The 20,185-nt window shown below is 44.5% G+C and carries 18 protein-coding genes and 1 tRNA gene; 1 reads left to right on the top strand and 18 read right to left on the bottom strand.

Annotated elements, in window-relative coordinates:
* Nucleotides 1-183: 183 nt before the first annotated feature.
* The 10 genes from ACWGXJ_RS07560 to ilvB all read right to left on the bottom strand — a co-directional run bounded on the left by ACWGXJ_RS07560 (nt 184) and on the right by ilvB (nt 12,159).
* Nucleotides 184-254: transfer RNA gene (locus ACWGXJ_RS07560), tRNA-Gly, on the bottom strand.
* A 107-nt stretch (nt 255-361) separates the two neighbouring features.
* Complete coding sequence (locus ACWGXJ_RS07555) at nt 362-2,503, bottom strand: bifunctional diguanylate cyclase/phosphodiesterase (protein ID WP_250267869.1); 2,142 nt, start codon at nt 2,501-2,503, stop codon at nt 362-364.
* Nucleotides 2,504-2,844: 341 nt separating this feature from the next.
* Nucleotides 2,845-3,948 (bottom strand): ATP-binding protein, encoded by a 1,104-nt coding sequence (locus tag ACWGXJ_RS07550; protein ID WP_061829128.1) that lies wholly within the window; start codon nt 3,946-3,948, stop codon nt 2,845-2,847.
* A 337-nt stretch (nt 3,949-4,285) separates the two neighbouring features.
* Nucleotides 4,286-4,702, bottom strand: a complete 417-nt coding sequence (locus tag ACWGXJ_RS07545) for a hypothetical protein (protein ID WP_013309391.1) — start codon at nt 4,700-4,702, stop codon at nt 4,286-4,288.
* Between the two features lie 260 nt (nt 4,703-4,962).
* Entirely contained in the window at nt 4,963-5,502 is a 540-nt protein-coding gene (locus tag ACWGXJ_RS07540) for a peroxiredoxin (protein ID WP_023987763.1), read from the bottom strand.
* A gap of 321 nt (nt 5,503-5,823) precedes the next feature.
* The gene (gene leuB, locus ACWGXJ_RS07535; protein WP_452566497.1) at nt 5,824-6,900 is read right to left on the bottom strand and encodes a 3-isopropylmalate dehydrogenase; all 1,077 of its coding nucleotides are present in this window, start codon (nt 6,898-6,900) and stop codon (nt 5,824-5,826) included.
* Between the two features lie 204 nt (nt 6,901-7,104).
* Nucleotides 7,105-8,646 carry a 2-isopropylmalate synthase gene (locus tag ACWGXJ_RS07530; protein WP_452566496.1) on the bottom strand — a complete coding sequence of 514 codons (1,542 nt, stop codon included), beginning with the start codon at nt 8,644-8,646 and terminating at the stop codon, nt 7,105-7,107.
* Nucleotides 8,647-8,770: 124 nt separating this feature from the next.
* On the bottom strand, nt 8,771-9,763 hold the full coding sequence (gene ilvC / locus ACWGXJ_RS07525; RefSeq protein WP_013309387.1) for a ketol-acid reductoisomerase: 993 nt from the start codon (nt 9,761-9,763) through the stop codon (nt 8,771-8,773).
* A 163-nt stretch (nt 9,764-9,926) separates the two neighbouring features.
* Nucleotides 9,927-10,412 carry an acetolactate synthase small subunit gene (gene ilvN / locus ACWGXJ_RS07520; RefSeq protein ID WP_023987760.1) on the bottom strand — a complete coding sequence of 162 codons (486 nt, stop codon included), beginning with the start codon at nt 10,410-10,412 and terminating at the stop codon, nt 9,927-9,929.
* Between the two features lies 1 nt (nt 10,413).
* On the bottom strand, nt 10,414-12,159 hold the full coding sequence (ilvB, locus tag ACWGXJ_RS07515; RefSeq protein WP_061829126.1) for a biosynthetic-type acetolactate synthase large subunit: 1,746 nt from the start codon (nt 12,157-12,159) through the stop codon (nt 10,414-10,416).
* A 613-nt stretch (nt 12,160-12,772) separates the two neighbouring features.
* Between ilvB and ACWGXJ_RS07510 the strand changes: the two genes are divergently transcribed.
* A complete protein-coding gene (locus ACWGXJ_RS07510) occupies nt 12,773-13,213 on the top strand; it encodes a GNAT family N-acetyltransferase (protein WP_250267868.1) in 441 nt (146 codons plus the stop codon).
* Between the two features lie 34 nt (nt 13,214-13,247).
* On the opposite strand, the gene ACWGXJ_RS07505 is transcribed toward ACWGXJ_RS07510, so the two are convergent.
* The 8 genes from ACWGXJ_RS07505 to infC form a co-directional block, all read right to left on the bottom strand.
* Complete coding sequence (locus tag ACWGXJ_RS07505) at nt 13,248-13,595, bottom strand: hypothetical protein (RefSeq protein ID WP_023987757.1); 348 nt, start codon at nt 13,593-13,595, stop codon at nt 13,248-13,250.
* 261 nt (nt 13,596-13,856) lie between these two features.
* Entirely contained in the window at nt 13,857-14,816 is a 960-nt protein-coding gene (locus ACWGXJ_RS07500; RefSeq protein WP_010349245.1) for an ABC transporter permease, read from the bottom strand.
* A 1-nt stretch (nt 14,817) separates the two neighbouring features.
* Entirely contained in the window at nt 14,818-15,897 is a 1,080-nt protein-coding gene (locus ACWGXJ_RS07495; RefSeq protein ID WP_039269736.1) for an ABC transporter permease, read from the bottom strand.
* Complete coding sequence (locus tag ACWGXJ_RS07490; RefSeq protein ID WP_023987756.1) at nt 15,890-17,428, bottom strand: ABC transporter ATP-binding protein; 1,539 nt, start codon at nt 17,426-17,428, stop codon at nt 15,890-15,892. The genes ACWGXJ_RS07495 and ACWGXJ_RS07490 overlap by 8 nt, the downstream gene beginning before the upstream one ends.
* A 141-nt stretch (nt 17,429-17,569) precedes the next feature.
* Nucleotides 17,570-18,607, bottom strand: a complete 1,038-nt coding sequence (locus ACWGXJ_RS07485) for a BMP family lipoprotein (protein WP_322162678.1) — start codon at nt 18,605-18,607, stop codon at nt 17,570-17,572.
* A gap of 379 nt (nt 18,608-18,986) precedes the next feature.
* Entirely contained in the window at nt 18,987-19,346 is a 360-nt protein-coding gene (gene rplT, locus ACWGXJ_RS07480; RefSeq protein ID WP_007429517.1) for a 50S ribosomal protein L20, read from the bottom strand.
* Nucleotides 19,347-19,398: 52 nt separating this feature from the next.
* Nucleotides 19,399-19,599: a 50S ribosomal protein L35 gene (gene rpmI / locus ACWGXJ_RS07475; RefSeq protein ID WP_013309379.1), complete on the bottom strand. Its 201-nt coding sequence runs from the start codon at nt 19,597-19,599 to the stop codon at nt 19,399-19,401.
* Nucleotides 19,600-19,619: 20 nt separating this feature from the next.
* Nucleotides 19,620-20,117 (bottom strand): translation initiation factor IF-3, encoded by a 498-nt coding sequence (gene infC / locus ACWGXJ_RS07470; RefSeq protein ID WP_013309378.1) that lies wholly within the window; start codon nt 20,115-20,117, stop codon nt 19,620-19,622.
* Nucleotides 20,118-20,185: the final 68 nt, after the last annotated feature.

The following is a 20,185-nucleotide window of genomic DNA, read 5'->3' as shown; positions in this document are numbered from 1 at the left end:
TTTATTTATAGCATCTAAGCTAAATATTTTATATTTTATTTTTGTGCAGCAATGTAAAAATAGTTCATAAGAACGCAAAAAGCCGTGATACCCCGTCGGCACCCCGGCTATAATGCATTTATCTAGCTCCAAACAAAACAAAAACCCTTGCCTCACAAGGGTTTCGAACTTCTTAAAACAGTAAGCGGGTGATGGGAATCGAACCCACGCTATCAGCTTGGAAGGCTGAAGTTCTACCATTGAACTACACCCGCATTTTATAACATCTCGATTCTTATGTATGACACGCTTAACCTATCGTCAACCAGCTGAATCAGGATGTTATTTAGTATAACTTACCTTTCAGCAAAATGCAAGCATACTACATACTATCCTGAGCCAGCCAATTCATAGGTTTACGTAAAAACAATTTTTCAAAAACTTCTGCAGGAATGGGGCGACTAAAGTAATATCCCTGACCCTCATGACAATCCTGTGCCTGCAAAAAATGAAGCTGCTCCTCATTTTCCACTCCTTCAGCCGTAACCTTCAGCTTCAAATGGTGAGCCATGGAGGCAATAGTAGATACAATTGCCGCATTTTTGCTGTCGACCAGTACCTCATTTACAAAGGAACGGTCAATTTTTAGACGATCAATCGGGAGATTCTTCAAATAATGCAATGAGCTATAGCCAGTTCCAAAATCATCAATACTGATTGCGACACCAATAGCCTTTATTTTTTTCAACTGTTCAAAGGCCCGATCCTTATCAAAGGTCATACTTTCGGTAATCTCAAGCTCTAGATAGCGTGCTTCAAGTTCCGTATAGGTCAAAATGTCCCGAATGACATCCACCAGCTTTTTTTGCTGAAATTGGCGCATGGATAAATTGACCGAAATCGGGATGGGTGGGTACCCGAGCTCCTGCCATTGCTTATTTTGCAGACAGGCCTCCCTTAATACCCATTCCCCCAAGGGCACAATTAAACCACTTTCTTCAGCCACCGGAATAAAATCGCCCGGCATCACCATCCCACGATGAGGATGATTCCATCGCACCAGCGCCTCCAAACTCGTTAGCTCGCCACTTTGCAGGTGGACACGTGGTTGATATACCAATGAAAATTCCTCATTTTCAAGCGCTCGCCGCAGATCATTTTCCAGCTGGAGTCTTTCATGCGCTCGCATCTGCATCGCGCTAGCATACCGCTGAAAATTCACTCCCTGCTCTTTGGCACTATGGACAGCCGTATCCGCCTGCTGAATAAGCTGTTCGCTCTGATTCGCATCCAACGGGTATAAAGCTATACCAACACTCACCATCACATGATAGGATTCGCCATTAATATCGAAAGGCTGATCGAACAGCTTCACCATATCATCAATACGATTTCTCATAGCATCTGTATCTTCGTATCCCGTTAGAAGAAAGGCAAATTCATCTCCGCCCATGCTAAAGACAGCTTCCCCTTCATGGCTAAAATGCCCCAAGCGTTCGCCTACCGCATACAGCAAATAATTCCCTGCCATATGTCCAAGCGAATCATTAATCGCCTTGAAACGATCAATATTCAGCACTAAAAGCGCTACTGTCTCATCCGATTTCAATGATTTGCGCAATATTTTATCTAAGCGTTGGGAAAGGCGACGACGATTGGGGAGTCCTGTTATATCATCATTATAGGCAATGTGATTAAACTCAGATTCTGCTGCCTGCTTTTCACGATAAGGAACCAGAATCATCAACCGAACCAGCCCGCTCAACATATTATAAAATGCTACCGCGTTGGTCAAAAGTCCCAAAAGGTGATTAATATCGCTCATTTGCTCAGAAAATAAATAGAACAACTGACTCACAACACACAGCCCAATCCCACGAACAATAAGCAACATGCCCAACTCCGCCGGGCGGGCTTTCCGATATTTTCGTACCCCGAAAATAAAAGTGAGCACAAGCAGTAACATGACAGCCAGATTTAATGTCCAGCCCAGGTTGCCTATTTCGTATCGTATACGTAGATCCGGTAAGTCTGCACCAAATGTCTTAATAACTCCTAGAATCAGCAAAGTGCAGCCTATCCCTGCCCACAAAGCCACTGTCTTGTATTCAGACTTCGTCTTGCTAAACGGGAGGAAACAAACACATAAGAGCAAGACAGAAGTAACGGCACGATTTACAAATAGCAGCCATAACGAAATGCCCGGAGACAAAGCAAAGTCCGTCAGGCTTACGAAACTAAACGAAACAATATGAACAAGGTAAAGCAGACCAGCCACCAAAAACGTCGGGGCAATAAAAAGTCTCTGCAAGGATAACTGTTCCAGTAAAACGGACCAGGACTGATAAAAAATAGAAAAACAAATCGCAGCACAGGAAAATCCTACAATCGGATATAACAAGAAAAAAACATTATGGGAGTATATCTTATTCAAAGTTACGTGAAATAACTGAACCAAGACAAACAAAACTATCGAAGCAATGCCGATACCTATCGTTTTTTTTACTTCCAGCCGTATACTCATTCAGCCTCTTCAGCCCCCTGCATATCGGAGATTCCGATCATCTAAGACGTTTGACAGCTTTGGAAGCCGTTGTTTAAGTCTATAGTATCAAAAATAATGTTGTATTCTGGTATATAATAGCATTTAATCTGTGAAAGGTGAATCATTTTTTTGTCTTAAATTCATGAATTAATTTTCGCATTTACGCAAATAACCGAGCTTACAGCACCAAAAAAGCGCATCATCTTGTCAGATTATGCGCTTCAGACAACCTTTTCCAAAAAGGTGATACCTATACCCCAACGCTGCACAACATAAAAGAAATAGTATGTACAGGACCCCTCTGCGAAAACCTCCCCATATTAAACTACAGGAAGCGTGATTTTGAATTGTGTGCCACTTCCATGTTTACTGTCTACATGTATGAAGCCTCCGTGATTTTTGATAATTCGATAGCTCACAGCCAATCCCAATCCGGTTCCACTTTCTTTTGTTGTAAAAAAAGGATCAAATAAACGCGCCAATGTATTGTGATCCATACCTAATCCGTTATCTTCAATACAAATGTGGACATAATTACCCTCAAGCACTGTATGGATATCGATGAAGCCCTCTCGTTCCCCACTGATGCTTTCAATGGCATCCATCGCATTTTTAATCATATTGAGGATAACCTGCTTAATCTGCTTCACATCAATGGAAACCTTCATGAGCTCATCATTTTCGTCCAATGCAATCTGGCAACCCTTCATTAATGCTTCGCTTTCTGTCAGCATCACTACCTCTTTCAGCAAGCCCATCACAGATACAGCTGTTTTTTGCGGAGCCGAAGGCTTGGACGAATTTAAGAACTCATAAATAATGTCGTTCGCACGATCAATCTCTGTTAATATAATGCGGGCATACTCGTCCCTGCCCAACTCCACCAAATGTGGCCGAAGCAATTGAATAAAGCCCCGAATTGCGGTAAGCGGGTTACGGATTTCATGGGCGATAGAGGCAGAGATGCGTCCCAGCATCGCCAGCTTATCGTTTTGATACGCCGTCTGCTCAATCTGCTTATAATCCGACACATCCTTGACGCTAAACAAAAAATCCCCATCCATCTGATCACCATAGGTCACTGTTATCAACCAATGCCGACCATACTCATCAATCAACTCGTGATAGCGCTTTCTATGAAAGATAGTTTCTTTATAAATCCGCATGATTTTCTTCTTCTTAAACCGACTTAACTCAGGATGATGCAAAATTTGCATCAAATTGCGACCTGCTAGCGAACTCCGTGGTAGCTCCAGCAATTTCGCCATTTGCACGTTAATAAAGGTCAGTACCCCGTCACTGTCAAACAGCATGATACCACTATCCAGGTTCTCCAGCACATTTTCATACTTGTTATTGGCGATCTGTGTGGAAGGACAAGCTCCCACGGTATCAAGCAAGGCTTCTTGGAATTCACTGATCATGCCAGGCTTCCCCCTTGTTTCGGAATGACAAACTGGCCGTTTCGGACGCGTAATAATCTTGAAGAAGAGAAAGGCATCTATCGACTACCCTTCAATGATGTAGAAAACAGTTTCACAGAAATCCGACCATCTCTTTCCAATTCGAGTCTTATTTTATGATAGACAAGATTAAGGATCGCAGTCAATCGGAAAAAGTGTCGAATCCACATTTTTATCCTGTTTTCTTTCGTCATAATATCTGCGCAACATTACCAAAATGAAAGATTACGTTAGGAACAAGCGCCCTACACACCAAAGAAGCTCTCCAGAATTGAGAGCTTCTTTGGTGTGTAGGATGTCAACTGCCGCTCTTATTATGTTGAAGTCGGGATCGTCTTTGGCTCATAACGGCCAGTCTTCTCTTAAGCTCTCCCTGCCATTTTTCATCATTCATCTGTTTGGCTACCATCAATAAATCCAGAGATATGTCAATTTGACGCTTCACAATTTCAAAGGCATCTTCACTTTCACGATTCACACAATTTTCAAATATCGTATCATCGTCTTCCATGACATAATCCTGAAAATCAATCTCGGTTGCCCCATCTCCATGTGCATATTCAGCCAGAATTTCATACTCATTTTCGACTTTATAATGAACTTCAATGCGACGACATACCGGGCAAAACAGCAAAGGAACATTATGAACTTGGGTGCGGTAATGCTTCAGCGTTCCCTTGGTTCCTACCATGCTTGCTCCACAGCAATAACTCATCCGGGCTCAGCCTCCTCTGAACAAAACCTGTTCTGCCTTGTTTATCTTCTACAATACCTTATTCGCTTTCATCAGGCAAAATTCCTCCAGAACACAACAACATTTCCATAATTATTTGTTACTTCACTCTATATTGTCTCATTTAAACAGGATATCCTCACATCTTGCGCTGCACAGAGCAGGCAAGCAAGCCCCCAATAACGGCAAAGTAACCGCTAGTTGGGGGCTTGCTTGTTTAATTTCAACTTGTGAAGCTTATATTACAGATTTTGATCGCCTGGTTTCCAGTTCATTGGGCACAAGCCACCGGATTGCAAAGCTTGCAGTACACGCAAAGTTTCTTCCACACTGCGGCCTACGTCGTTGTGGTTAACCACTTGATATTTCAATTCGCCTTCTGGATCAATGATGAACAAGCCGCGCAATGCAACGCCTTCTTCTTCGATCAGAACGCCATAATCGCTTGCTGTTTTCTTCGTGATGTCAGAAGCCAATGGGAAGTTCAGTTTGCCCAGACCATTGTTTTCTTTAGCTGTGTTGATCCATGCTTTGTGGCTGTGCACGGAGTCTACACTGATACCCAGAATTTCAGTATCCAGCTCTTTGAATTGGTCAGCAGCATCGCTCAACGCTGTAATTTCCGTAGGGCACACAAAAGTGAAATCCAGTGGATAGAAGAAAAATACGAGCCACTTGCCACGGTAATCGGAAAGCTTCACCGAACCAAATTCTTGACCGTCTCCAGTCACTGTTTCCAATGCAAAATCAGGGGCGGGTCTTCCTACCAATCTTTCTGCCATAATAATGAAATCCTCCTTTAAAATATGTAAGAAAAACACCGAATGTGTTTTCCTCAATCATCTGTATTGTAATGAACACTTACTTGATAAATGTTATCATTCACTGAAATCAAAGTCAACATTATAACCATTACTTTTTTATAATTATTTTAAACTAGCTTAAAAATTCACGGTTTATTCACATTTTGAACTTTTGAATATATAAGTAGCTCCTGATTGCTCAGGAGCTACTGTGCTAAACATTTGCCGAAAAGGCTGTACTGTATAACCTTACTATATAATAGGAAGCTTTTTTTTAGAACGGGTACATTTATGGAGTTTTTAACGAATAGCTGCTGCGATCAGATCGCCCATTTGAGTTGTCGAGATCGCTTGAGATTTATCCACCGCAATATCCGCCGTACGGTGCCCTGCATCCAATACCTCAGCTACCGCTCTCTCAATGGCATCAGCTGCCTTTTCGTACCCGAAGGTGAGACGGAACATCAAAGCAACGGACAAAATCGTTGCAATGGGATTCGCCAGCCCTTGACCTGCAATGTCAGGCGCCGAGCCATGTACCGGCTCGTATAGGCCGAAGCTGCCTTCTCCAAGTGATGCGGAGGAGAGCATGCCGATGGATCCGGTCAGCATAGCCGCTTCATCACTGAGAATGTCACCAAACATATTTTCCGTCACGATGACGTCAAAGCTAGATGGACGACGCAGCAATTGCATGGCGCAATTATCAACCAATACATGCTCCAGCTCGACATCCGGGTAGTCTACAGCAACCCGGTTAACTACTTCACGCCATAAACGGGAGGTTTCCAGTACATTAGCCTTATCCACCGATGCTAGTTTCTTGCGACGTTTTTGTGCAATTTCGAAAGATTGGCGCACTATACGCTCTACTTCTGTTACATTATATGCACAAGTATCGACTGCTTCCTCACCCTGAGGACTTTCTCGTCTGAACTTCTCACCGAAATAAATGCCGCCCGTCAGTTCGCGCACCACGATCAGGTCCGTTCCTTCCAACACTTCCGGTTTCAATGTAGATGCGTCCTTGAGACAGTCAAAGACGACAGCAGGACGAAGATTCGAAAACAGACCGAGCTCTTTACGAATGCCCAGCAGTCCAGTTTCAGGACGAAGCTCCTTTGGATTGTTGTCCCATTGTGGTCCTCCTACCGCTCCCAGCAGAACGGCATCTGCAGATTGACATACTGCCAGTGTTTCTTCCGGCAATGGTGTGCCCTTCTTATCAATCGCAATCCCGCCGAACAGCGCATGCTCCGTTTCAAATGAAAGGCCGAACACTTCTTCCGTACGTTTCAAAATTTTCTCTGCCTCTGCGACCACTTCAGGTCCAATTCCATCTCCCGCTATTACCGCAATCTTTTTAACGTCTGCCATCACGTACACTCCTCTTGTTATACAGCTATATAACCGTATTTTTCATACCTTCTTTGTAACATACATGGCAGGACTTTGACCAAGATATAGAATCTATCAATTCAATAGGCACAGCCTATAAGCTGATTTTTTCATCAGAGAAAAAGAAAACAGGACCGGAAACATCCGATCCTGTATATATCTAACTCTTAAGTCTGCATAAAATTAAGATTTATAATCTACGCGATTACTGTAGTTTTTACGCTTGTCGATCAAACCATTTAGCGCATCTACGTAAGCCCGAGCACTTGCTTCCAGAATATCGGTACTTACCCCGCGTCCCTGCACAGACAGTCCGTTTTGCGTCAGCACTACATGGACTTCACCCAGGGCGTCCTTACCATGGGTAACTGACTTGATGGAGTAATCTGAAAGTACAACGCTTTCGCTGCTGGCTTGGTCAATCGCATTGTAGATCGCATCGACTGAACCATTTCCTTCAGCTTCTGTCTCGATAACCTGACCTTCATCGTTAACCAGACGTACTTGTGCGGAAGGCGTAGCCTTGTTCCCGTAGGTAACAAAAATCGTTTCCAGCTTGAAGACTTCAGGTGCATCGGCCAATTTTTCTTCCAGCAATGCCAAAATATCATCGTCCGAAACTTCCTTCTTCTTATCAGCCAGATCCTTGAACTGCCCAAAAGCGCGATTCAGATCTTCTTCGTTCAATTCGTAGCCCAACTCGATCAAACGCTCACGGAAAGCATGACGACCTGAGTGCTTACCAAGTACCAGCTTGCTTTCTTTCAGACCGATGCTTTCTGGTGTCATGATTTCATAGGTCGTTTTCTCTTTCAGCATGCCGTCTTGATGAATACCTGATTCGTGCGCAAAAGCATTGGCTCCAACAATCGCCTTGTTGCCCGGCACTACCATCCCCGTCAAACGGCTAACCAAACGGCTCGTGCGCGCAATTTCAGACAATTGCAGAGATGTTTTGGCCTGAAAAAATTCTTGTCTCGTCTCCAGTGCCATGGCGATTTCCTCAATGGCCGTGTTTCCAGCGCGTTCACCAATACCGTTGATGGTTCCCTCGATCTGATCCGCGCCGTTCAGGATGGCAGCGAGTGTATTAGCAGTAGCCATTCCCAGGTCATTGTGGCAATGTGCACTCAATTGAATCTTCTCCACATCGATCACATTTTCCTTAATGTGTTTGAATATATTTCCATACTCGTAGGGTGTCAAGTAACCTACCGTATCTGGAATGTTGACGACAGAAGCCCCTTCTTGTACAGCCATGGTGACCATTTCAACCACAAAATCAAGCTCTGTACGACCTGCATCCTCCAAAGAAAACTCCACTTTAGGCAAATATTTCAACCCATAGCGTATGGCAGCACGAGCAGTTTCCAATACCTGTGCCTTCTCCATCCGCAGCTTATGCTGACGGTGAATAGGAGAAGTTGCCAAAAAGATATGGATACACGGGTCCTGAGCTCCCTTGAGTGCCTCGCGAACCGCATCAATATCCTGTTCCCTTGCACGCGAAAGACCAATAACCGTCGAATTTTTCACAGCTTTTGCTACTGCATTAACAGCCGCCAGATCACCCGGAGAAGCAGCCGGGAACCCAGCCTCCATACGATCGATTCCTAGCTTCTCCAACTGATGAGCGATCTCCACTTTCTCACGAGTATTCAAGTTCACGCCAGGTGACTGTTCTCCGTCTCTCAACGTTGTGTCAAATATATATATTTTGCGCAACCTAACGCACCTCCTCAGGATTAGGACCCTTAAATTACAATGCGGCTCACGCAATAAGCAGGGCCGCATTGTAATTAATATTTATAAATAATTCATGTTGTCGAGTTCATAGTACAAAAGATTATTACTTTTTGATCCAATGCATCATTTCACGCAATTGTCCGCCCACCACTTCAATCGGATGGTTAGCTTCATTACGACGAGTAGCCGTCAGGAATGCACGTCCAGATTGATTTTCAAGGATGAAGTCACGAGCAAATTTACCTTGTTGAATGTCAGTCAATACATCCTTCATGGCTTTCTTCGTATCTTCCGTTACCACGCGTGGTCCAGTTACATAATCGCCATATTCCGCTGTATTACTGATGGAATCACGCATCGTTGCCAATCCACCTTCATACATCAAGTCAACGATCAGCTTAAGCTCATGCAAGCATTCAAAGTATGCCATCTCAGGAGCATAACCTGCTTCAGTCAATGTTTCAAAGCCCGCTTTTACGAGTGCGCTCACGCCGCCACACAATACCGCCTGCTCACCGAACAGATCCGTCTCCGTTTCTTCACGGAAGGAGGTTTCAATTACGCCCGCACGTGTACAGCCAATGCCTTTTGCGTATGCAAGACCGATTTCTTTGGCTTGACCCGTTGCGTCCTGCTCAATTGCGATCAACCCCGGTACTCCAAACCCTTCTACATAGGTACGACGTACCATATGTCCTGGGGATTTTGGAGCAACCAGCAATACATCGCTATCTTTAGGAGCTACGATTTGTCCAAAATGAACGTTGAAACCATGGGAGAACAAAAGAGCTGCGCCTTTTTTCAGGTTAGGTTCAATTTCATTTTTGTACACAGAAGCTTGAGTTTCATCAGGTAACAAAATTTGAACCACATCTGCACGGCTTGTTGCATCAGCTACGTTCAGAACTTCAAAACCGTCGTTTCTTGCGACATCAGCTGATTTGCCTTCACGCAAACCAATAACAACATTCACACCACTGTCACGCAAGTTTTGTGCTTGAGCATGTCCTTGGCTACCGTAACCAATAACGGCCACTGTCTTTCCTTTCAATACGCTGAGTTCTGCATCTTTTTCGTAGTACGTTGTAACTGCCATGGTTAATTTCCTCCTTTTAATTGGACCCTTCATAATGAGCGGGTACCCCAAGAGACTTTCCCTCGTGCTCAGTATCTAAAAATCTCTTCGAGCCCCCGCTCTTATGCGGGCGGTTCTTTATTGATGTAATGCGCTATAAGCGGTAATTCGTTAAAGCTTCATATTAAGCATTGCCACGTATCATAGCTGTAACCCCGGTTCGAGTCAACTCCCGAATACCGTAAGGCTTCAACAACTCGATCATGGCATCAATTTTTTCTGTATCGCCAATGACCTGTACGATCAAGCTCGTCGTTCCAACATCAATTACAGCTGCTCTGAATGTTTCTACCACACCCATGATCTCTGGCCGCTGAGGCGGTTCTGCCTTTACCTTTATCATCGCCAATTCCCGAGCTACCATCGGCTTGGAACTGAGATCGATGACCTTGATCACATCAACCAGCTTGTAAAGCTGCTTTTCAATCTGCTCCAAGTTGTTCTCATCCCCTACAGTCACAATGACCATACGGGATAATCCAACTTCTTCCGATTGTCCCACAGTTATGCTCTCAATGTTAAAGCCTCGGCGACCGAACAGGCCGGACACACGTTGCAAAACGCCGGGTTGATCATTTACCAGTACAGCAATGGTATTTTTTGTTGTCATTTTACTCGTCCCCCATCAGCATTTGATCAATTGTCGAACCTTGCGTCACCATCGGATATACATTCTCTTCCTTGCTGACTACAAACTCGACAACGACCGGTCCGGGTGTATCAAGCGCCTCCTGCCAAGCCCGACGTGCCTCTTCCTTATTCGTAGCACGCAGTCCTTTGACTCCGTATGCTTCGGCAAGTTTCACAAAATCCGGACTTCCAGCCAGGTCAATGTGACTATACCGATTGTTATAGATCAATTCCTGCCATTGGCGAACCATTCCAAGAACCTGGTTGTTGATAATTACGATTTTAACCGGAATGTTATTGATTGCACAGATGGCTAATTCCTGCGAACACATCTGCATACCGCCGTCCCCGTTAATCGATATTACCAATCTGTCAGGATTTGCCATCTGAGCGCCGATTGCAGAAGGGAAACCAAATCCCATCGTACCGAGTCCACCAGAGGTGACCCATGAACGTGGCTGATTGAATTTGTAATACTGTGCTGCCCACATTTGATGCTGTCCCACGTCCGTCGTTACGATTGCGCCGCCCTTGGTCGTTTCATCCAACAACTCAACAACCCATTGTGGTTTAAGCACCGTTTCAGAATCCTTATATGAATAAGGTTTCTCTTTCTTCCAATGCTGAATTTGCGCTCTCCATGCATCAGCTCGATCCGCACGTTTCACATCCTGATTCAGCAATTCCAGCACTGCCTTCACGTCACCCACGATAGGAATATCTGCTGCAACATTTTTTCCAATTTCAGCAGGGTCGATATCAATGTGGACGATTTTAGCTTGAGGAGCAAACCCATCCAACTTGCCTGTTACCCGATCATCGAAGCGGGCTCCGATACAGATCAACAGATCTGACTGTTGAATCGCTTGATTGGAGGTGTATGTTCCATGCATCCCCGGCATCCCCGTCCACAGTTCATGTCCACTTGGGAAACCACCCAATCCGAGCAATGTTGTCGTAATAGGAATTTCCGTTTTACGAACAAACTCGTAAAGTGCTTCATGTCCACCGGAGTATACAACTCCTCCACCTGCCAGAATGAATGGACGTTCTGCTTCGGAAATAGCTTGAGTTAGCTTGTCTAGTTGAATTTTGTTGGGTATCACTTTCGGGTTATAACCCCGCATGGTCACAGGTTCCGTTTGTGGAACAAACAACGTCTGGGCTGCAGAAATATCCTTCGGAATATCAATCAGCACCGGTCCCTTGCGCCCTGTGTTGGCAATATGAAATGCCTCATGGATGATTCGCGGCAGATCCTCCACATCTCTTACCAGATAGCTGTGCTTCGTAATCGGCATTGTAATTCCCGTGATATCGGCTTCCTGGAAAGCATCCGTACCGATCAGGGAAGATATAACGTTACCCGTGATGACCACTAACGGCACCGAATCCATAAAAGCCGTCGCAATACCAGTTACCAGGTTTGTCGCTCCAGGTCCGGAAGTCGCGATACAGACACCCACTTTACCGCTCGCCCGTGCATAACCATCTGCCGCATGAATAGCTCCTTGCTCGTGACGAGTGAGGACATGCTTGAAATCCTTAAAGCCATACATGGCATCATAGATATAAAGCACTGCACCACCAGGATATCCGAAGACACAATCTACTCCCTCCAGCAACAGGCTACGGAGTAAAATTTCCGAACCTGTAATCACTTCAGGCTTCATCCACTTTTCACGTAATTCATTGGTTGACCTAACTTCAGGAATTTGTGCACTCATTGGTCATCCTCCTTTACAAAATTTACATACATCTGACATTTGTAAAAACAAAAAAACCTTTCATCCCTAGAACAGACTTGCTGTTACTGAGGGACGAAAGGCTGTAGCTTCCGTGGTACCACCCGTGTTTGCCCGATATTTCGCAATATCGAACCTTGGCAGGTACAGAAATCACAAAGGATCTCCATATCTGGCGTCTGTAACGTAGACCGTACGATTTTCCCTAATAGGTGATTCAGCGCACCGTTAATATCATCGGGCCCAAATACTTTTCAGGAAAACAGCTCCAAGGTGAGCTCGTTAAAAAGGGATTTTGGTGAAGCTTGCAGCTAATGCCTCACTCTCTGAACAAAAGAGCCCTAATCACTTCGTCCTCTTCATTGCCGTTGAGTTCATGTCATTCTTTCAAATGTTTAGACACATTATATGTCTCTCATCTGGGATAGTCAATACCCATATTTCATAAAAATTCATGTTTCTTTTCTGAAGCACCTCAGAGTCGCACGCTTGTAAGAGGTACCCGCATATTATAAAAAAGACCACACGGTGAGACAGTGCACTCCTCCAAAGCCACGTCTTATCTTGTTAAAAGGGTAGAAAAGGAGGCCCGTTTATGATTCGAAAACGCAGCTATCAAGATGACACCATTATCTTTCGTCTCATCGAGCAAGAGCTTGTCCCCCTATCGCATTTAAGTGCCCAAGAAATGGAACAAATACGCAAAGAATTACCCCGGCGCTTAAACCGGGGCATCACTTTTGTAGCTTGCAGACCGGATAATGCACAGGTTGTTGGCTTCATTCATGTTATGCTGCATGGCGAACTATTATACATTGATTTGATCGCAATCTCTTCAGCTCATCAAGGTATGCGATACGGAAAAAAACTGCTGGAGCATGCCGAACACTACGGACGACTTCGTCGCTGCAAGCGGGCTAAAGTTATGGTGGACGAAGACAATATCAGGGGGATCCATTTTTATCTGCGTCATCAATATCAAATGCTGCGCTACGTAGCTCTGAGCCGATGCCACGAACTCGAAAAGTCACTGTAAAAAGTATCTTTTTCGAGCTCAAGATTTTGTATGACTAAAATAAATTAGGGTAATACGGATATCCTACTCCGGGGTACCCCCCGTCTGTATACGGGCCTGGCTGCGGACCATATCCTGGTCCTCCATAACCTGGACCGTAGCCACCATATCCCCCACCATAGGCACCAATGTATGGAGCTGTGCCGATGGCAAGCAAGTCAAACAGCACCAGAGGAATAATCGCCTTCGTGTTTACTTTTTTCTTGCGGTTTGGTTGAAGAACCAGTCGGTTACCCGAAATGCGAATCAGCTTGCCGCTGACCTGGGAACCATCCTTGCGAGTAGCAAAGATGACTTTACCAACAAGCTTCTCCACCTGCTTTCTGGTTACTGCCTGTTTCATCGTATTTCCTCCTTCTTTCTCAACGGATGGACAGATTGAACGGCTCCTTGATAGCTCATCACCACCACAAAATAGACCGGAGCTGACAGGGGCCGAGCGTCCCGTCCAATCTGCATAGCACAGTCTATTCCATTCATGCCAGTGGCGTATGTTTAAATGCCTGCACAATATAAAAAAATCTGGTACCTGCACATGCAGATACCAGATTTTTTATACACCAATGTACATTTTCAAAACATACACATCAGCTATTTATAAGTTTTAACGCTTGCTTGGATCATAAAGTTGACCCAAAGCGGCCGGAGCACGTGAACGTCCGACAGCCGCTACCAGTACAATAATCGTCAGGAGATAAGGCAACATAAAAATAATTTCCTGGGGAATACTTTGGGACCATGCGAACAGCTGCACATAGTTGCGAATGGCTTGTGAAAAACCAAAAAACACTGCTGCGCCAAAAGCGCCGAGCGGATTCCATTTACCGAAAATCATAGCGGCAATAGCAATATATCCCTGTCCCGAAACTGTATTGTGCGAGAACATATTGGTTGTAGTCAGAGTGATTGTAGCCCCACCAATCCCAGCCAACGCCCCACTGATCATAACACCAATATACCGAAGACGATTTACTTTAATACCCACTGTATCGGCCGCTCCTGGATGCTCCCCAACGGAACGCAAACGCAAGCCAAACGGTGTTTTATACAAAGTAAAATAGCCAATAATAACTAATAGAATGGCTAAGTATGTCGTTGGATAGGCTTGGAAAAAGGCTTTTCCTGCAATCGGGATATCCACAAGGTAAGGGATGGATATTTCGTTGAAACCCTGAATCCGACCCGTGTCACCATCACCCTCAAATAAAAGCTTGACCATGTACAGTGTACTACCTGCTGCCAAAAAGTTGATAACTATACCACTTATTACCTGATCGGCTTTAAACGTAATAGAGGCTACAGCATGAATTAGCGAAACCAGAATACCGAACACCGCAGCTGACAACACACCTACCCAAGCCGCAGAGGTGCCTCCTAGTCCAGCTTGCTCGGCATAAAATCCGCCAACACCCGCTGCAAACGCTCCAAATACCATAAGTCCTTCCAACCCGAGGTTCGTTACACCGGATTTTTCTGAAAAAACTCCGCCGAGAGACGCAAAAATAATCGCCGTCGCAAAAACGAGCGTTGTATGGATTAATTCACCAAGTGTTAACCAACTCATTTTACAACACCTTCTCTTTCTTCCGCTTGGAGTAGAGCGGCTTCACAACCCAACGTACAATACCTTGGGCCGCAATGAAGAAAATAATCGAGCCAATGACAACCCGGATAATTTCGGGCGGTACATCTGCGCTAAAGCTCATCCCCGCAGAACCATACGTAAGCGTTCCGAACAAAACAGAACCGAGCAGCACACCGAATGGGTTATTCATCCCAATCAGGGCTACAGCGATACCGTCAAAGCCGGTTCCCGGTGATCCTGCCATAACAGATTGATAATGGAATACTCCCAGTACTTCAAAGGCGCCTGCCAATCCGGCAAAAACTCCACTAATGAACATCGCTTTTATGATATTACGATTTACATTCATACCTGCATAGCGGGATGCATCCTGATTAAATCCGACAGCCCGAAGCTCATAGCCTTGCTTTGTTTTCCACATGAAAATGTAGAAAAAGACTGCCGCCAGCACAGCAATAACTGTACCCCAATGTACCCGAGCATTCCCCATCATCTGGGACAGCCATTCGATGGAAATTGAAGCAGAAGGCTGAATATCCACAGAACGATTTTCACCATCCATAAGTGCGAACTGATTGATCACCAAATTAGCCAAATACAGACCGATCCAGTTCATCATAATACATGTAATAACTTCATTCACGCCTCGTTTGGCCTTCAAATAGCCAGCAATCGCAGCCCACAGGCCTCCGAAAACTGCACCTGCAATCACAGCCAACGGTGCATGTATGATAGCTGGCAACCCATGGAGTTTAATGCCCACAATCGAAGCAGCTGTCATACCTACCAGAAACTGACCTTCGCCGCCAATATTAAATAATCCGGCGCGGGCCGCAAAAGCAAATGCCAACCCCGTTAAAACCAGCGGAGTCATCTCACGGATAGCCTCTCCAAAGTTATAAGAATCTCCGTATACACGGCTAAACAAAGCAGAATAGGCCACAATAGGGTCATACCCGCCAATCAGCATCACAATAGCACCCAGAAGGAGACCCAAAATAATAGAGACCAGCGCCAGTACAAAGGAGTCTTTTGTGAATATTTTCAATAGATTAGCCATTCTCTACTCCTTTCTTCACTGCACTTCCTGCCATCATCAGTCCCAGTTCCTGGTCATTCGTTTCTTCTGGCAGCACTTCTCCGACAATCTTGCCCTCATAGATGACAGCAATTCGGTCGGATACATTCATAATCTCATCCAGTTCAAAAGATATGAGCAACACAGCTTTACCTTGGTCCCGTTGGGCAATCAGTTGTTTCTGGACAAATTCAATAGCTCCGACATCCAGACCGCGTGTAGGCTGTGCTGCAATGAGAAGGTCTGGATTTTTATCAATTTCACGCGCAATGATAGCCTTCTGCTGGTTCCCACCAGATAATGCTCTTGCCTTCGTGTGAATATCCGGTGTCCTTACATCAAACTTTTCGATAAGACTTTTGGCCTGTTTCTCTATAGCATCTTTGTTCAAAAAGCCATTTTTACTGTAAGGCGCCTGGTAATACGTCTCCAGCACCATATTTTCACTCATAGAAAAATCGAGCACCAGCCCATGCTTATGACGGTCCTCTGGTATATGGGAAACGCCTGCCTCTGAAATTTTGCGCGGTGGCTGATTGGCCACCTCTTGTCCGAGCAAACGAATGCTTCCGCCATCCACCTTGCGTAAGCCTGTCAAAGCTTCAATCAGCTCACTCTGTCCATTTCCATCTACTCCGGCAATCCCCAAAATCTCGCCCGCCTTGACCTGCAGGTTCAACTCATTTAGAACATTAATGCCATCCTTGTTTTTAGAAATTACATTGTTCATTTCCAGTACCGTTTGTCCTGGTTGCGCAAGCTGCTTGTCCACTTTAAAGGACACACGACGGCCCACCATTTTCTCAGCCAGCTCATTTGGTGTTGTTTCAGACGTCTTGACCGTATCAATAACCTGACCTCGGCGAATGATCGTAACCGTATCTGCAATTTGCATGATTTCTTTAAGTTTATGAGTAATAAGAATAATTGATTTGCCTTCAGCGACCAAGCGCTTCATAATGTCCAGCAACTCAGTGATCTCCTGCGGTGTCAGTACAGCTGTAGGCTCATCGAAAATCAGAATATCTGCACCGCGATAGAGCGTTTTGATAATTTCTACACGTTGCTGCATACCAACAGATATATCCTCAATTTTGGCATTCGGATTTACCTGAAGACCGTACTGCTCAGACAACCGCTGTACTTCTGCGGCAGCCTTTTTATAATTGATTTTCAGACCCTTACGTGGCTCCGAGCCCAGGACAATATTTTCGGTAACGGTAAACGGCTGTACGAGTTTAAAATGCTGATGCACCATGCCAATCCCCAGATCAATCGCCTTATTTGGACTATCAATCTGTACGGGTTTACCTCCGATTTCAATTGTCCCTTCATCCGGCTGATACAGTCCGAAAAGAATATTCATAAGCGTAGATTTACCCGCGCCATTCTCACCCAAAAGGGCATGAATTTCTCCCTTATGCAGCTTGATGCTGATGGAGTCGTTGGCAACGATGCCGGGGAATCGTTTTGTAATTTGCTTTAACTCAACGACGGGGGTCGCTGCATCCATGAGATCACCCTTATACACTTTATAGTATGTGCTCCAATGAGCTGATTTTGCCCGTTATAATCCATATAACTCCAGACGTAAGAACAAGGCTAGTCTTATGAACCAGCCTTGTCGCTACTTCTATGTTCTTCAAGCCAAAACTTATTTCGAAGGAACTGTAATTTCGCCCTTAATAATTTTTTGCTTGTATTGTTCTACAAGATCAAGCACATCTTTAGGTACGTTTTTCGTTGATGTGTCTGCCAAACCAATACCATTATCCTTCAGAGCCAGTGTCTCGACACCACCCTTAAATTTACCATCAATTACTTCTTTAGATACGCGTTTTACAGCTTCATCTACACGTTTTACCATCGAAGTCAATGTTACGTCGTCACCAAACTCAAGTGATTGGTCTTTATCTACGCCAATAACCCATACTTGCTGACCTTGTTGCTTACGTGCGAGTGCTTCATTAAATACACCTGTACCAGATCCGCCAGCTGCATGGAAAATAATATCCGCACCGCTGTTATAGATCGTCGCAGCTGCTGCTTTACCCAGGTCCGGCTTATCAAATGCACTTGTGTAGTTAACTTCCAATTTTGCATTTGGATTTACAGCTTTAATTCCTGCTTCGAATCCTTTTTCAAAACGTTTGATCAATGGGCTTTCTTGTCCACCCACAAAACCAATTTTGTTTGTTTTGGTAAGCTTACCAGCTACAACCCCCACCAAGAAGGAACCTTCATTTTCAGCAAAAACAACCGATTTTACGTTAGGCGCATCCACGACACTGTCAATGATCGCCAAATTCTTGCTTGGGTTGTCTTTCGCTACTTGTCCAATCGCATTCGCCAGATTAAAACCGATTCCCCAAGTCAGGTTAAAATCACCCTTAACAAATTGGTTCAGGTTAGGAATATAATCTTGATCGGATTTACTTTGCAGGTATTTAACTTTAACGCCGGATTCTTTCTCAGTGGCTTGTAGTGCCTCCCAAGCAGATTGGTTAAACGATTTGTCGTTTACTCCACCCACATCTGTAACCATGCCGATTTGGACATTCGATGTTTTGGCAGAACCACCTGTGTCTCCACCATTTGCGTTGGACGCACCTTGATTTTTGTTACCGCAGCCTGCGAGAATGACCGAGATCGCCAGCAGCATAACCAAAGACATACTGAACATTTTCTTCATGCTGATACTGTTCCCCCTTAGTGTTAGATCCCTGGACTGTCTCTTTTCTTTGAACATGTACATGCTCATTGCATGTCATTTACTGACGAGACAGATCGTATAGAAGACTTACTTTAGAGATTATACAATTATGATCGGCTAAAATCTAGACAATTAATAACCTTGGGTCAATTTTTTTTAAAATCTCATCAATGTAAGCGTTACAAAGCTAAAAAAAACATACATTCTTCCATCTCACGTCATATTTATTCGTATTTTGGAGAAAACGAAGTCTTTTCCGTAACATTGAGTATGTACAAAAAAAGGCATCCCTACACAGCGTACTGCTTGGGATACCTTTTTACCGCTTTCGCGGTTTCCACGCCTTCATTATTAATAATTAAGCGTTGATTTTGCCTTTAGCAACAGTTGCCAAAGAGTTGAATGCATTAATATCATTGACTGCAAGATCAGCCAAGATTTTGCGGTTAATGTCCACACCAGCCAATTTCAGGCCGTGCATCAATTTGCTGTAAGACAAACCGTTCAAACGAGCTGCTGCGTTGATACGCACGATCCACAGTCTGCGGAAGTTACGTTTCGTCTGACGACGGTCACGGTATGCGTAAACAAGCGATTTCATTACCTGCTCGTTAGCTGTTTTAAAAATGCGGTGTTTGGAACCAAAATAACCTTTAGCAAGCTTCAATACTTTTTTATGACGACGACGAACGACGAATCCGCCCTTTACTCTTGCCATATCAATAGACCTCCCAAATAATGTTTATACTTCATTCATTGCAGTGCTAGTGCTATTTCAGGTTAGCAAGACCTTGTTTCAGACGCTTAACGTCCCCAGGTGCCATCTCAGGGTTAGTACCCAGAACGCGTTTTGCACGTTTGGATTTGTGGGAAAGCAAATGGTTTTTGTAAGCTTTGTAACGCATTACTTTACCAGTACCGGTAATTTTGAAGCGGCCTTTAAGGCTGCTATGTGTTTTCATTTTAGGCATTGAACTTCCTCCTTAATTTGTCATTGACTCTTTGGAGCCAATATCATAATCATGCTGCGTCCTTCGAGCTTGGGTTGGCGCTCCACGGTACAAAGATCAGCAACTTCCAATTTCACACGTTCGAGAATTTTTTGACCCACATTAGCATGGGTAATTTCACGACCGCGGAAACGAACGGAGCATTTCACCTTGTCCCCTTCATTCAGGAACTTTACCACATTGCGAAACTTGGTTTGGTAGTCATGTTCCTCGATGTTGGAACGGAACCATACCTCTTTGATGTCAACGATCTTCTGGTTTTTACGGGCTTCCTTTTCTTTCTTCTGTTGCTCATAGCGGAATTTACCGTAATCCATAATCCGACACACGGGCGGCTTCGCTTGAGGCGCCACGTTTACGAGATCCAAGTTTGCGTCAATCGCCATTTGCAAAGCTTCACGCGTCGGTGTAATCCCGATTTGTTCCCCATTCGCACCAACTAGACGTACTTCTCTCACCCGAATCTCATCATTGATCATATGTTCCTTACTAATAACCCTCCACCTCCAGAACCTGTTATTGTTGTATTGTGTTTAAGCACAAAAAA

The sequence above is a fragment of the Paenibacillus sp. S33 genome, from assembly GCF_053615415.1.
The sequence above is the reverse complement of the archived record's forward strand: the minus strand, read 5'-3'. Positions and strand labels throughout refer to the sequence as shown.